Origin of the sequence: Streptomyces lacaronensis (assembly GCF_047337785.1) — a bacterium.
GTDB classification, from domain to species: Bacteria; Actinomycetota; Actinomycetes; order Streptomycetales; family Streptomycetaceae; genus Streptomyces; species Streptomyces lycopersici.
Map to the genome: position 1 here is coordinate 7894636 of NZ_JBLHDK010000003.1, position 14442 is coordinate 7909077.

At 68.5% G+C, this 14442-nt stretch carries 8 protein-coding genes and 1 CRISPR repeat array; of the genes, 6 read left to right on the top strand and 2 right to left on the bottom strand.

What is annotated here, in order from left to right; genetic code table 11:
* Nucleotides 1-3: 3 nt before the first annotated feature.
* Nucleotides 4-1602, bottom strand: coding sequence for a type I-E CRISPR-associated protein Cse1/CasA (gene casA, locus ACMTAK_RS33755; protein WP_413809659.1), 1599 nt, complete (start codon nt 1600-1602; stop codon nt 4-6).
* Nucleotides 1603-2045: 443 nt separating this feature from the next.
* Nucleotides 2046-4886 (bottom strand): CRISPR-associated helicase Cas3', encoded by a 2841-nt coding sequence (gene cas3, locus ACMTAK_RS33760; RefSeq protein WP_413809660.1) that lies wholly within the window; start codon nt 4884-4886, stop codon nt 2046-2048.
* A 249-nt stretch (nt 4887-5135) separates the two neighbouring features.
* Nucleotides 5136-6018: direct repeats of the CRISPR family, unit length 29 nt; unit sequence GTCCTCCCCGCCGTCGCGGGGGTGTTCCG.
* 1427 nt (nt 6019-7445) lie between these two features.
* On the opposite strand from cas3, the gene ACMTAK_RS33765 reads away from it, so the two are divergent.
* The 6 genes from ACMTAK_RS33765 (at nt 7446) to ACMTAK_RS33790 (ending at nt 14427) form a co-directional block, all read left to right on the top strand.
* A complete protein-coding gene (locus ACMTAK_RS33765) occupies nt 7446-8780 on the top strand; it encodes a putative antirestriction adenine methyltransferase (protein WP_413809661.1) in 1335 nt (444 codons plus the stop codon).
* A gap of 2 nt (nt 8781-8782) precedes the next feature.
* The gene (locus ACMTAK_RS33770) at nt 8783-9685 is read left to right on the top strand and encodes a ParB N-terminal domain-containing protein (protein ID WP_413809662.1); all 903 of its coding nucleotides are present in this window, start codon (nt 8783-8785) and stop codon (nt 9683-9685) included.
* A gap of 27 nt (nt 9686-9712) precedes the next feature.
* On the top strand, nt 9713-10246 hold the full coding sequence (locus ACMTAK_RS33775; protein WP_413809663.1) for a hypothetical protein: 534 nt from the start codon (nt 9713-9715) through the stop codon (nt 10244-10246).
* Nucleotides 10243-11736, top strand: coding sequence for a phage terminase large subunit family protein (locus ACMTAK_RS33780; RefSeq protein ID WP_413809664.1), 1494 nt, complete (start codon nt 10243-10245; stop codon nt 11734-11736). The genes ACMTAK_RS33775 and ACMTAK_RS33780 overlap by 4 nt, the downstream gene beginning before the upstream one ends.
* A gap of 294 nt (nt 11737-12030) precedes the next feature.
* Nucleotides 12031-12261, top strand: a complete 231-nt coding sequence (locus ACMTAK_RS33785; RefSeq protein ID WP_364011305.1) for a hypothetical protein — start codon at nt 12031-12033, stop codon at nt 12259-12261.
* 342 nt (nt 12262-12603) lie between these two features.
* Complete coding sequence (locus tag ACMTAK_RS33790) at nt 12604-14427, top strand: phage portal protein (protein WP_413809665.1); 1824 nt, start codon at nt 12604-12606, stop codon at nt 14425-14427.
* Nucleotides 14428-14442: the final 15 nt, after the last annotated feature.

A 14442-nucleotide genomic window follows, 5' to 3' on the forward strand; every position in this document is an offset into this window, starting at 1 on the left:
ACGTCAGCTGGCTGAGGCGGGCTGGGGGTCGAGCAGGGCGAGGAGGAGCGAGCGAGCCCGGTGACGGGCGCGCGCCACCCGGATGTCTGCCCGGTTCGCCGGGCCGATCGCCTCGTCAAGCGCGGTCATAGCCGCGTGGACGAACGGCTTGACGACCTGATCGGCGCACCGCTCCGGCTTGGCCAGCTGCCAGAACTCCTCTTCGGCCGTGGGCCAGTACCGGGTGAGCGCGGCGGATGCCCACGGGCCGGGCTTGCGCGCATCGAGCTTGATCTTCGCCTTGGGCGAGAGGTCGACGGCGGTATCCGTGGCGATCTTCCAAGCAACCCTCGCAGCCCAATCGAGCCGGTCACCGACCTGCTCGGCCGAGGCGTGGCAGCGTCTGATGTGGTGTGCCATTTCCGCGTCGTTCTCCTCCAGCCACCGCAGGACCGGCGGAGTCGTCGAGCGGAACCAGACGCTGTCCTTCTGCTGGCCGTCCTGGTCGAAGCCGTAGGCGCGCACCCGCAGAGCAGGCAGCAGTGTCCGCGGCAGGCCCTGCAAGGACGGCGGCCGCTGAGTGTCCTGTCGGCTGTCCTTCAGCAGCAGCGCGTCCAGGTCCCGCCACAGAGCCCGGGCTCCATCGGCCTCCCGCGGCTGGAACTCCCCGTCCTTCCTCCGGTCCAGGATCTGGAAGGGATCCCGCACCTGCCGGGGCGGCTCGTGCGTGGACCACGTGAGGTACGCGTCGGTCACCGACCGGCCATCCGGCGACGGCACCAGCAGAACGGCGTGACGGAACCGACCAGTCAGCATCCTGCCCGGCCACGTGATCGGCGGGAGCGGCCGCAACGGAACGCCGAGGTCATCCTCCTCCCACGGGCAGGCGTCGTCGGACTCCCAGTCCACCTCGGCCTGTGGGCTCGGCACCGCCAGCACCAGAGTGGTGAACAGGTCCGGCGCCCAAGCGAAGTACGACACGGTCTTCCGTAGCGGCGCCGCATCTCCGCTGCCCGCCCGCACACTGGTGATCCGCCGCGGCGTGCACTGTCCGGACGGGCCGTAGTACAGCTGCGCGATCAGATGCCAGGCAGCCTCTGCGGCCGGAACCGGCTCGGGAGCGGTGTCGGTGAAATGTCCGAACAGCACTGCCCCGTTGATGCCCGTCGGACGGCCCATCACCAGTTTGTTCACGCCGGACGGATTCGGACCGCCCTTGGCGTCCACGCACTCTGCACGCAGCCTCGGGTCCTGCATGAAAGGCCGCTCGGAGTCGAACAGGTCGAACCGGCCCGACGGCACCTCCTTGTCGAAGTAGCCGTCCACCGCATCCGGATCGAACCGGCCGGCCTTGAGGACCCGCAGGCGCAATGCCAGCCAGTCATCGATGTCCTCGGCGACTTCGGCGTCGTCGAGTCGTACTCCGCCGTTCGCGGCGATCCGGGCCGCCATGACGGCCAGGATGCGCATCAGACCGGCCGCCGCCGGCGGCACCGGCAGCTCCAAGTCCGCGATCTCGTGGGCGCGCTTGAACAACGCCCGTAGCCCAAAGCGCGCCGACTCCCCGGTCAGCAGACGGGCCGGAATCCAGGGCTCATTCCTCAGGTCGAACCCCCCAGTCATGACATCCCCCCTTCAGGAAAACGGATCTTCACGACGCATGCACGGCAAAGCCCCCCAACTGACCGCTCGGGCGTCGTAATGGCATTCAAACAGGCACCACTGACAATCGGGGCCTGTCTCAGTAATCGCATCACTCGGAGGTGTTCGCAGCTGCTTCATGAAGGTCGAAAGGTAGGGGCCTGGGGAAGAGATCAGCTTGCGAAGCGCGGCGGCGCTTCGATATATCTCGGCGCCAGCGACGGGGAGTCGGTCCGTCCATCGCGATCGTCATCGGCATGAAGCCAGACCCTGTCACGGTAGGGTTCTGTAGCGGCCTTGCTCCTGGGTGCTGTCGAGGCCCATCGCCGTCTCTCCCGGTGGCCTCTCCGTGGGCACGTGCCTCCGAACTTCGGGATCGGGCATGCCCCCTGCCGATGTGGGGGTGTTTCGCCGGGCCACGTCCGTCAACCGCGAACCAGGCCAAGGTCCGCGTCGAGGCGCAGTGTCTTGTCGCCGACGTGCACTGTCTGGACGATTCCTGCCTGCACCGGCTGATAAAGGACGCGGAGGTCCCCCAGCATCGGGTGTTCCATCCAGGACCCCGGCGGACTCACACCGTCCCCGTCCGGGCTGTGAAGCCAGTCGAAACGCACAGGAATCGTGCGACGCATCACCTTGCGCACAGCTGCGGCCGACACGCGCTCTCCCTCAGATGCTGATGGCAGCGACTCCTTGCCCTCCGGGTCGAGTGTCACGCGCCCGTCCTCCTGGACGAAGGCGCACAGCAGGCGGACCGAGTCGGCACCGAGCCGGGTGGACAGTTCCCACTCGTCCTCTTCGCCTTCCAGATGATGCAGGTCGACAAGCTGGGCAACCTGTCGCGCACGGAAGACAGCCCGCAGGCCGGCCATGCTCCGCTCGGCCGTCTCCTTGCCCTTGTGAGCCACCCACGCCTTCCCCGCAGGGCTGCCGGGGTCATCCCAGTCGAACTGCTCGCCGTCACCGTGGACAGCCTCCACAAGTGCTTGCACATCGTCCGGGACGGAAATGGTCCCGTCCTCGAGCTCCGCAAGCTTCCGGGAGGTGGCGCCGAGCAGAAACTCGGAATACACCTCGCCCCACTGCACCGGCACCTTCCCGCCGCCAGCCATCGGGTCGAGCACGACCAGGCGCGGCCCATCAGCCCACGCCGGGCGCCCACCCCCCTCGGGATATCCGTAACGGGCCCAGTGATTCTCGTGCCTCCAGCACCGGCCAGCCCGCTGCAACAGCAGGGACAGCGGCGCGAGGTCGCTGATCACAATGTCGGCGTCCAGGTCGAGCGACTGCTCAACAACCTGCGTAGCAACGACAATCCGTCGCCGTGGCCTCGGGCCCTTGCGCCCCAGACCGTCGGTGACGTCACGCGTACGCTGCTCGCGCACGTCCCCCGGGAAGCGAGCGTGGAGCAGCTGCACACTCCCTCCCTCGGCATGGGAGCGCCGGTCGAATTTTCTGCACAGCCGCCGGTACGTCTCCTGCGCGTCGCCGACCGTGTTGCACACCACCAGGGCTGTGCCACCGTCCCCCTCGGCCACCGGCTGTACCAGCCGCTCGATCACCGCCATCCGGTTCCGAGACCCTCCCTGCGAACCGTGCACGACCCGTTCCACCGTGACGCCCAGCCTCATGCGCCGGGCGCGGGCCTGCTCCTGCCGCCGAGCCTGCGACATCTGCGTGCACCGGCCACTCTCAGCGTCCACGTACAGCCATCCGGGGTACGGGGCCGGAAACACCCGCTTGCGCAACGCCTTTGTCGAGTGACCCGCGCCCTGCAAATACTCCTTGACCAACCGGTCGCTCACCGAAGCCGGCAGGGTCGCCGACAACAGCACCACCGGCACCCCGTACGCTCCGAGCCAGTTCAGCAACCGGCCCAACAGCACCTGCATGTACGGGTCGTAGGCGTGTGCCTCGTCCACGATGAACGTCTTGCCCGACAACGCCAGCAGGCGCAGCGCGTTGTGCCGCACCGGCAGAACCGCCATGAGCGCCTGGTCGACTGTGCCGACCGCGAACTGCGCCAGCAGCGGCCGCTTGGCCCCGCGCAGCCACCGCTGCGGCCGCATGTCCGCCTCCCTGCGGTGGTGCCCGGCCGCAACCTCATCGCCGTCGCAGGTCACCACCGCCTCACCCGCAAGGCCCTCATCGGCGTAGGCACTGTTGAGCCAGGCCATACTGTGGACCAGCGTCAGCCCAGCGTCCTGACCCGACTGATTCAGCAGAGCCTTGGTGACCCGACCATGCATCTGATCGCTTGTGGCCATCGTCGGCAGTAGAAACGCATACCCCCGCGTCCCGAACCTCTGTGACAGGACCCGTTCGGCCTCCAGCGCCGTCTCGCTCTTCCCGTCCCCCGGCGCCGCGGTCACCAGCAGAATCCCACCACGCTCCCCCTCCCCGACTGCCGTCGGCAACTCGTCCATGACCGATCGCTGCAACGGGTTCGGCTCGCCGATGATGCCGTACGCCTCGGCGAACTCCTTGCGCTCCAACGACACCGGAGCCAGCCCGGCATCTCCAAGAAGTTGAGGCGCATCCACCTGTGAACGGCGGAAATGCTCGACCAGTGACGGCTCGGGTTCCCGCTGACGTCGCCTTAGGTAGGTCTCCTGGCTCACCAGCCAGTCTGCAAGAATCACCACACCAGTCACCAGCACCGCGGCCGGCGCCTTGAACGACTCCGGCGCCACCGGGAACCCCAACACCTCATGCACCGCGACGGCATGCGCGACACGCTGCCGACTCCACGCCTCCCCACCGAGGAAGCCCGGATCGACACTGTCCTCGACTTGGTGGAAACGGCCGTGATGGCCACCGATGATCTCGGCCAGCCGCTGAGCGACCTTCTGCTCCTCGTCCTCTTCGAAACCCAGCGCCAACAGCACCTCTGCCGCAGCCGCCATACCAGCGACATCGTGGCCGACACGATCCGCGCTCATCTCCTCGCTGTCCGCACGCAACGCCGCACTGAGGTGCTGGACACCATGCCGTGAACAAAACTGGAACCCCGAGAGCTTGCCGATGTCGTGCAGCCCGGCACACAGCCCGACCAGAGCCCGGGCACGCTCCAGCTCGCTCCCCAGCCCCATCCCCTCGGCAATCCGGACCCGCTGGTTCTCCGACAGGTAGACGTCCCACAGATGCAACGCCATCGCCACCGCATCAAGAAGATGCCTCGCCAGCGGATACGGAGGCCACTCCGGATCCAGGCCCCGCGACTTCCCCCACGCAGACTCATCCAGCGCATCCTGCTCGCGCATCATGGCGTTTTCCTCCCACTTCAACACTGGCTCGCGTCCCGCCACACGGTGGGAGGTCGCTCCGCCGACCGATCCAAGCACCCGCCACTGACACCTTGACCCGACTGCTGTCCTCCGACGGCCTTCCCGTCGAGCGTCGCCCTTCCCGAACGTGCCTTGGATAAAGTGGGCATGGTGCAGTCCCCGAAGCGTTTTACCTCACCCGACGTAGCAAAGAACGAGCAAAGTCGTTCTTAAGCCGCAGGTCAGAAAGTCCTCCCCGCCGTCGCGGGGGTGTTCCGTCGCCGGGCTGCTCCACCGACCAGCCGTTGTGGTCCTCCCCGCCGTCGCGGGGGTGTTCCGACCCCCAAGGGTTACGACAGCGGCGGCTGGCTGTCCTCCCCGCCGTCGCGGGGGTGTTCCGATGGGCGGACGTCCGGCATGCCCGGACGCAGGGTCCTCCCTGCCGACGCGGGGGTGTTCCGCCGAAGCTGCTGCTCGCCACCGATACCACGGGGTCCTCCCCGCCGACGCGGGGGTGTTCCGTGGGCCACCCGTGAGGACCTGATCGAGCACAGGTCCTCCCCGCCGACGCGGGGGTGTTCCGTCGGCGACCAGGACGTCATGCAGCCGGGGGTCGTCCTCCCCGCCGACGCGGCGGTGTTCCGCCGACGAGACCCGTGTTCGGCGCGCTGGTACGGTCCTCCCCGCCGACGCGGGGGTGTTCCGATAGGCGGCATTCATATCGAGACCAGTCACAGGTCCTCCCCGCCGACGCGGGGGTGTTCCGGCTCGCCGCGCTGGAGCCGGGGCAGGGTGTTCGTCCTCCCTGCCGTCGCGGGGGTGTTCCGGCCAGCCGTACGAGGACGCCTGCAACCTCGGCGTCCTCCCCGCCGTCGCGGGGGTGTTCCGGCATCTCGCAACGGCTCCCGCGCCAGTTGGTGGTCCTCCCGCCGTCGCGGGGGTGTTCCGGAGATGGACCCCAAAGCACCGGCCCCGGCCGCGTCCTCCCCGCCGTCGCGGGGGTGTTCCGTCGGGGTCCTCGGTGAGGAAGGCGTGCTGGCGGTCCTCCCCGCCGTCGCGGGGGTGTTCCGCAGGAGAACGACGAGCGACTCCTGACCATGGTGTCCTCCCCGCCGTCGCGGGGGTGTTCCGCAGGTCCGGCCCACCATCGACACTGGCTACGTGTGCTCCCCGCCGACGCGGGGGGTGTTCCGTCGATGGGCCCGCCTTCATCCGCCACGGCCGGGTGCTCCCCGCCGACGCGGGGGTGTTCCGCATGAGATGGAGCGGGCTGTGGTCCGTCTCCGGTCCTCCTCGCCGACGCGGGGGTGTACCGATCAGGCCGCAGTCGTGGCACTCGGCCACCTCGTCCTCCCCGCCGACGCGGGGGTGTTCCGGTCCGGGCTGCGCATGGGAAGCAGGTCACCCGGTCCTCCCCGCCGACGCGGGGGTGTTCCGACGGGCGGCCGTACCTCCCGGAAGGAGCGCACGTCCTCCCCGCCGACGCGGAGGTGTTCCGCGCGTGCCGCCGGAGACCGACCAGCAGGGCCTGTCCTCCCCGCCGACGCGGGGGTGTTCCGTCAGGGTGGGGCACCGACGTGGAGTCTGAGACGTCCTCTCCGCCGTCGCGGGGGTATTCCGGCGGTGATGGTGCCGGCGACGAATCCGGTGGCGTCCTCCCCGCCGACGCGAGGGTGTTCCGCGTTACGCACGGGTACGGTGCGGTTACGCAGGGTCCTCCCCGCCGACGCGGGGGTGTTCCGAAGCCGATGCACCTGGAGCCGTGGGACAACTGGTCCTCCCCGCCGTCGCGGGGGTGTTCCGTCATGGGTCGCCGACCAGTGCCTGCTTGCACAGTCCTCCCCGCCGACGCCGGGGTGTTCCGCCGACACCCGCGAAGCGGCCAAGGACACGCTGGTCCTCCCCGCCATCGCGGGGGTGTTCCGACCGGTCTGGCGCTTACGGCGTCGACCAACCGGTCCTCCCCGCCGTCGCGGGGGTGTTCCGACAGCACGGACCTCCGCGCTGTCGGCGACCTGGTCCTCCCCGCCGTCGCGGGGGTGTTCCGTCGTGGGCGCTGGACACCGCGCTTGAGCCGTAGTCCTCCCCGCCGTCGCGGGGGTGTTCCGACGTTCATGTTCCTCGACGCTCCGCAGGTCCAGTCCTCCCCGCCGACGCGGGGGTGTTCCGTAGACAGTGAAGGTGATCCGGCCCGGTAGTCCGTCCTCCCCGCTGACGCGGGGGTGTTCCGGTTCCAGTGCTCGTACGGATCCGGGAGTCCTCGTCCTCCCCGCCGACGCAGGGGTGGACCGCCCCACATGCCGTACAGCGAGACGCTCATCGAGGTGCTCCCCACCGGCGTGGGGGCGGACCGCTGGAGGTTCGACGTGAAGGTAGCCGAGTCGCCGTGCTCTCCACCGACGTGGGGGCGGACCCGCTTTCGGGGTACCAGACGAGGGACCATGGATAGATGACATTCTTGAGAGATGTCATTTGCTTCTTGTGTTAGGTTCCAGCACGGCGCCCGGCCCGGCATTTGCGTTGTCGTTCCTCGTTATCGCAGTACCCAGGAGGCGAGAGATGTTCCAGGGCACCATCCCGGGCCCCATGCGCGCCATCGTGCGCGAGACCGCCGGAAGTTGGCCGTGCGGAGACGTCTACGTCCCGTGCTGCGGAAACTTCACGATCGAGCGCAGTGTGGCTGGCATGGGCTTCGCGCTCCACTCCTCGGACGTCTCGATCTACACGACGGCCATCGGCCGGTGGCTCACCCGCCAGCCCGTAGGCATCCGGCTGCGCGAGGAGAGCACAGAACATCTCGGCTGGCTGGCTGGTTCCCTGGATGACGGCGTGGGAACGGTCGCCACGCTCATGCTCGGCACCCGCTTCCTCGCCAGCGTGGGGCGCGAAGGACTGTGGCACGAGCGGGTGGTGCGCTCCTATCGGGAGCAGTGGGAGGCCAAGCACGCGGAGACGGTGCAACGGCTGTCCGGTTCCGATGTCGAGCTGGCCTCCTACGAGGTCGAAGATGTTCGCTCGTGGCTCCAGAGGGTGCCCCGCGATGCTCCTGTGTGCTCCTTCCCTCCTTTCTACGGCGGCGGGTACGAGAAGCTGTATGAGCCGCTGAACGAGCACTTCACCTGGGACTCCCCGGAGTACGAGCCGCTGTCGGATGCTGATGTGGTGGACGTGCTCGGCGCGATCACCGACCGGCCCTACTGGCTGACCGCCTCCAACCACGACGTGCCCGACCTGCACCGGTACCTGCGCGGCGTTATCAAGGCCACTCCCCGCGCCGCTCCCTTCTACGTGTACGCCAGCGAGGCACCCACCCGGATTGTCGCTCCCCGCCAGCCCATCGAGCCGGTCAGGACGCCCCGGCTGCGCTGCGGTGACGAACTGGTCGGACCGATCAAGCTGGCGATGCTCAAACCCGGCCAGTTCAATGCGCTGCGCTCCCGGTACCTAAACCCGCGCATCGCACCAGGCGCGGCGAACCTCGCGGTCGCGGTCAAGGACGGGACCGGGCGCATCCTGGGCGTGTTCGCGATGGCACCCAGCAGCTACACCCCGGATGAGGCATACCTGCTCAGCGACTTCGCGGTGGCGCCGACAGACTACCCGCGCCTGTCGAAGCTGATCGTGCTGGCGGCGACCAGCACCGAGGCGCAGCTTCTGTGCCAGCGGGCCTTCTCGCGCCGGATCCGCGCGGTGTCCACCACGGCGTTCAGCAACAACCCGGTGTCGATGAAGTACCGCGGGCTGCTGAAGCTCACCAAGCGCGGCCCGTCGAACGAGGACGGCTGGAAGTTCCAGCTCCAGTACCAGGGGGCGATGGGCGAGCACGGGCTCGCCGAGGCCCTGGAGAAGTGGGCGAAGCGGTGGGGCGCCCGGACGACACAGACGGAGGTCTGACCATGGAGGAGACGACGCCGCTTGCCCCGCCGCAGATGGTGCAGGGCGACCCGCGCACACTGACCCTGCTCGACCTGAACGCGCGGTTCTTGCCGCACGAGCAGTTCCGGCAACTGGTGGCCAACATCCAGCGGGATGGGCACCTCACCTCGACTCCGTTGGTGTGGAACGACACCGAGAGCGGGCGCCTGATCGTGCTGTCCGGCAACCATCGGACGCTGGCGGCGATCGAGGCCGGACTGGAGCAGATCTGGTGGATGCAGATAGACCAGCCGTTGCCCCGCCAACGGCAGATTGCGCTCCAGCTCTCGCACAACGCCATCGCGGGCCAGGACGACCCGGCCATCCTCAAGGAGCTGTACGAGGAGCTGGAGTCGGTGGAGTGGCGGCAGTACACGGGCCTGGACGACAAGACACTGGATCTGTTGGAGAAGGTCGATGTGGCCAGCCTTGGGGAGGCGAACCTCGACTTCGCCTCCGTGCAGCTGATGTTCCTGCCCGACGAGCTGGAACGTGCTGAGGCGGCCTTCGACGCAGCTCGGGACACGGGCGCCGCTGATCAGCGGTGGGTGGCTGGCCTGGAGCAGTACGAGCCGGTGCTGGACGCGCTGGAGACCTCTCGTGCGGCGTACAAGGTCGGCAACAGCGCGACCGCGTTCGGCGTGATCCTCGCGGTGTTCGAGCGGCACCTGGGTGAGCTGGCGGAGGGATGGTTCGACACGGGCTCGGGAGAGGCGCACCGAGGCGGAACGGCGCCGCTGGAGACGGTGTTCGGCGTACGGGCGGTGCCGGTGGAGACGGCGGCCGCGATCCGGGCTGTGATCGACCGGTTGGTGCGTGAGGGCAGCGTGCCGGAGAACGAACCGTGGCGGGCGCTGGAAGTCCTGGCCGCACGGGAGCACTAGAGACGGCCGCTGGCGAGGAGGTGAGCGGTGGCTGAGAGCCCCGTAGAGCCCTGGGAGCGGCAGAGTGGAGAGTCGCCCCAGGCGTTCGAGGCGTTCGCGGCCTACCGCGATCTGGGGGCGGCGCGGAGTGTAGCGAAGGTTGCGGGAGAGTTGGGTAAAAGCCGCACGCTGCTCTTTCGCTGGTCGCGGCAGTACGCCTGGGTGATGCGGGCGGCGGCGTACGACCGCGAGCAGGACCGGGTGTTCCTTGCAGAGCAGCGGCAGGCACGACGTGACGTTGCCCGTCGGCACGCCAAGATCGCGCAGGCGGTGTTGGGGAAGGCGGTGGCGAGGCTCCAGGCTCTCGATCCGCGCGAGCTGTCCGTGTCCGAGCTGCTGCGCTACTTCCAGGTGGCGGCCGAGATCGAGCGGCGGGCGATCGGCGAGGAACCGTCCGGAGCTGAAACGAGCGTGGGCGAACAGGGCACGCATGTTGCTGCCTTGACGGATGAGGAGCGATGGGCCCGGATGGATCAGCTGCGGCGGGAGCTGGAGCGCCGGCTGTCAGAGGGCATGCGGTGAGCCGGGGCCGGGCCAAGCGGCAGATGATCGCCAGCCTCGCGGATCCCGGGGTGATGAGCCTTGAGCAGTTGAAGGCTGAGGTTGCCGAGCTGGTACGGGCTGATGAGCTGTCGGCGCGCCGGTGGGCGTGTGAGGTGCCGGACTGCGATGGGTTGCCGCATGAAGGCTGGTTGCACCATCACGCGCGGGCGGCGCAGCGGCGGCCGTCGTGGCTGTGGACGGTGTGGATGCTGCTCACCGGCCGTGGCTGGGGGAAGTCGCGGACGGCTGCGGAGGCGGTGCGGGAGTGGGCGAAGACGCCGGGATTGCAGATCGCGGTGGTGGCGAAGAATGCCACGCTGGTGCGGGACATCTGCTTCGACTCCCCGAAGTCCGGGCTGCTATCGGTGTTCCCGCCCGGGGACGTGGCGAAGTACAACTCGTCGCTCGGCGAGACGACGCTGCGGCTGAAGAACGGCACGCTGATCCGGGGCTTCGGCGCGGAAACGCCGGACAACCTGCGCGGCTGGGCGTTCGACAAGGCGTGGTGTGACGAGTACGCGGCCTGGTCGCGCCACACCGCCCAGGAGGTCTACGACATGCTGTGGTTCTGCCTCCGCGAGGCGGAAGCCCCGCAGGTGGTGGTCTCCACGACGCCGAAGCCGCTTCCGCATGTGAAGCGGCTGGTTGAGCGCGGACGGGCGCAGGAGAAGGCGCACCGGGAGGGCGGGGAGCCGCCGCGGGTAGTGCTCACCCGCGGGCACATGCGGGAGAACGACGCGAACCTGAGCCCGGCGGCGCGGGCGGAGCTGGAGGAGGAGTACGCCGGCACCCGGCTGGGTCGGCAGGAGCTGTCCGGCGAGCTGCTGGAGGACGTCGAGGGCGCTTTGTGGAAGGGGTGGATGCTCGAAGTCGAGGGTTTCCGGCCCAGACTGGAGCACCTGCCGGACCTTCAGCGCCTGGTGGTGGCCGTCGACCCGGCGACCAAGAGCCATGAGAACGCGGACATGACCGCCTTCACCGTCGCTGGGCGCGGCTGGCCGGTGGAGACGATGTTCGGTGACGATCGGCCTCGCGGGTATCTGCTGCACTGCGAGCAGGATCGGCACACCCCGACGCAGGCGATGAAGCGGGCCGCCGCGCTGTATCACGAGCACCGGGCGGACTGCGTGGTGATCGAGGCGAACAACGGTGGTGACTACCTGCCCGCTCTGCTGGAACAGGTCGACCCAACGGTGAATTGGCGAATCGTTCACGCGACCCGTGGAAAGCGGGCGCGGGCGGCTCCGGCAGCGCAGCTGTATGAGCAGGCGCGTGTGCATCACGTGGGCTCGGCGCGCCTGTTCGCGGAGCTGGAGGAGCAGATGACGACGTTCGTCGGGCAGGGCGAGACGGAGGACTCGCCGGACCTGCTCGACAGCGCGGTGTGGGCGCTGTGGGATCTGTTCCTTGATCCGACGATGCCGCCGCCGCGTGGAGGCGACGACCAGCGGCTGAGTGGTCGGCGTTGAGTACTTCGGATGGGGCGACCGCCCGGAGGAGGTGTGCAGACCCGAAAGGGCCGAGTCGCAGTTTTGTGCACCGCTTGTAGTTCGAACGGACCATCTTGCCGCAGGGAAAGGAGCAGTCCATCACATACCGGACCCTCTGCGGATGGTTTTGGCAGCTTGGCCTCTCGGGCTCGATAGGCTGTGGCTCCCTTCGTGAAGCCGTATGTCGGCGGAGCTCTCGTAGTGCGTAATCCGACACCGCTACGGGTGCTTCAACGACAAGTCGGCTTCTGCGAGAGGGAAGAGGTATGAGGCATGACCGAGCTTGCTCCGTCCGACATCCAGCCGGAGGAACCGTTCGACCATGGGCGCAAGCCCCGGGCCGAGCAGCAGGCAGTGGTGGAGCGTCATAGCAGTGAACGCCGCACTCCGCGGCTGCGGGAGCGGTTCCTCGAAGGCATGGCCTCTGGGGTTGGTGAGACGGTCGGCAGGATTCTGGTCGGTCTCGTCGTCCTTGGCGTTGTCGCCATCGTCGCCCTCTTCTGAGCACAGCAGAACGGCCCGCACCTGAAAGGCGGGGCCGCTGTTGTCACTGCTGGTGACGTATTGCAATTCGGCGTCTGTCGTTCCTGAGCGTAGGAAACTGGGGAGCGGCAGGCGCCGTTTCATGTCCGTAGCCCGCTCCGTGATCTTCGGGACTTGCTGTCCAGTGAGGCCACGGCCTAGGCCATCGGAGGTGGCACAACCATAACAGGATGGGGGGCTGGGGCTTATCGGGTTTGAACCGGTGCGGGTGACCAACGCCGTTTGCGGCCGCCGTAGGCCAAGTGGCGTGCCGTTACGCTGATGACCCGGCGCGGGGCCGTTAACGGGAGGGAACTGTTCCCGATGGGCCTGCGCCAATTTGTGATCGATGCATGGTCGTGGCTGAGCTACAAGCCGGTGATGGCTGAAGCTGGCCGCCCGGGAAGCCGTGCGTTTCCTGAGCTGGCCAGGACGTGGGTGCCGCCGCACGAGTTGCGGCGGCTGGCCGCGTACAAGGTGCTGGCGTCGTATGACAACAACCAGGCCGGGCAGCTTTCTGCGGCCGGCGGTGATGTCGGGGCGCTGGAGCGGCGGGAGTTGGGTGACGCTGCCAACCTCGTGGACACCGCGCTCGGCTATCTGCTGGGGTCGGAGCAGAAGGTCGCGGTTGAGGGGGCGGAGCACGCCGACGACGAGACGCCGACGCCGGGTGCTGCGGAGGCTGCCGCGGTGCAGGAGCGACTGAGGGCGTGGGCGGACAAGGAGCTGCTGACGTTCCGGGTGCAGCAGGCGGAGCGGGCGGCGGTGCTTCTTGGGGACTCGGTGATGGTGCTGGCGTGGAACCCGCAGAAGCGGCGGCCGACGCTGCGGGTCTACGATCCGGGGTTCTTCTTCCCGCAGTGGGACGACGAGGACGACGATTTCCCGAGCCGTGTGCATCTGGCGTGGGAGTTGGCGGCGGATGACGAGGCCGGGTTGAAGGCCCGCGTACGGCGGGTCACCTACGAGCTGGGGCCGGTCTCCCGGGACGGCGAAGAAGGTGATGGGACTGGGGTGCGGCAGTATCCGTGGGAACCCGGCCGGGCCTCTAACGTGACGTGCTACCTCACCGATGCCGAGTGGCTGCTGGACGACTTGAAGAACGGCGAGACGCTGGATCGCCTGCCGTTGGGCAAGGCCTCGTACCGGGTGCGGGCGGACGGTACGGAGCTGAATCGGCTGGATTTGATGATCGACTTCGTGCCGGTCGTACACCTGGCGAACACGATCCCGGATGGCGGGGAGCACTGGGGGCGTTCGGTGCTGGCGCGGGTGTTGCAGGCGCTCGATGAGCTCGCGGCGACGGACTCGGACAGTTCGGCGGCATCGGCAACGACGGGCACGCCGATCATCGGGCTGGCCGGCGCGCGGCTGCCGGTGGACCGGGCAACGGGCAAACCGGAGAAGCTGACGGTTCAGGCCGGCGCGGTCTGGCAGCTCGGCGAGACGGGGCGAATGGACGCGCTGGACACCTCGCCACAGTTGGCGGAGCTGCGCTCCCGGGTGGAGCACCTGCTGGACCGGATCGCGGCCAACAGCCGTGTCACGGCGGCCGGGCTGGGGACGCTGGACGCCTCGGAGGTGCCCTCGGGGTACGCGCTGAAGCTGGCGCTCGGACCACTGGACGCGTTGGTGGGGATGATGCGTCTGGCCCGGGAGCACAAGTACCGGTTGCTGTTCAAGATGGTGCAGCGGCTGTACCAGGCGGGCCGGGCCGAGGGCTGGACGGCCGGGGACTCGCTCCCGGCGCGGTTGTCGTGGGCGCCGCACACACCGACCGACCGGGCTGCGGTGCTTGAGGAGGTCGTCCAAGCGTACGGAGCCGGGGTCATCTCGCTGGAGACAGCGGTGGCGATGTTGGTTGAAGCTGGCTACCCGATCAAGGATGCGGCGGAGGAAGTGGAGCGCATCCGCGCGAAGGCCCAGGAGGAGGCATCAGCACGGATGGCGGAGGCAGTGGCCCGCCGCGGGGATGTGGATGAAGAGTCGGGGGACGAGGAGGAGCCGAGGCGCGACGTCGGTGGAGGCGGAGAGCCGTCGAGGAGCAGCGGCGGGCGGCCTGTGCCATTCGGGTTCGCGTCTGCCAGCGGGCGGCACCAGGCTTTGTCGTCAAAGGACGATCTCGGGCGACGCACAGCAGTTGGATAATACATCGTTACGAAT

What these genes read in the sequence shown, in the direction of transcription:
- casA (WP_413809659.1), bottom strand. Translation starts at nt 1,602, where the DNA reads ATGACTGGGGGGTTCGACCTGAGGAATGAGCCCTGGATTCCGGCCCGT.
- cas3 (WP_413809660.1), bottom strand. Translation starts at nt 4,886, where the DNA reads ATGATGCGCGAGCAGGATGCGCTGGATGAGTCTGCGTGGGGGAAGTCG.
- ACMTAK_RS33765 (WP_413809661.1), top strand. Translation starts at nt 7,446, where the DNA reads ATGTTCCAGGGCACCATCCCGGGCCCCATGCGCGCCATCGTGCGCGAG.
- ACMTAK_RS33770 (WP_413809662.1), top strand. Translation starts at nt 8,783, where the DNA reads ATGGAGGAGACGACGCCGCTTGCCCCGCCGCAGATGGTGCAGGGCGAC.
- ACMTAK_RS33785 (WP_364011305.1), top strand. Translation starts at nt 12,031, where the DNA reads ATGACCGAGCTTGCTCCGTCCGACATCCAGCCGGAGGAACCGTTCGAC.
- ACMTAK_RS33790 (WP_413809665.1), top strand. Translation starts at nt 12,604, where the DNA reads ATGGGCCTGCGCCAATTTGTGATCGATGCATGGTCGTGGCTGAGCTAC.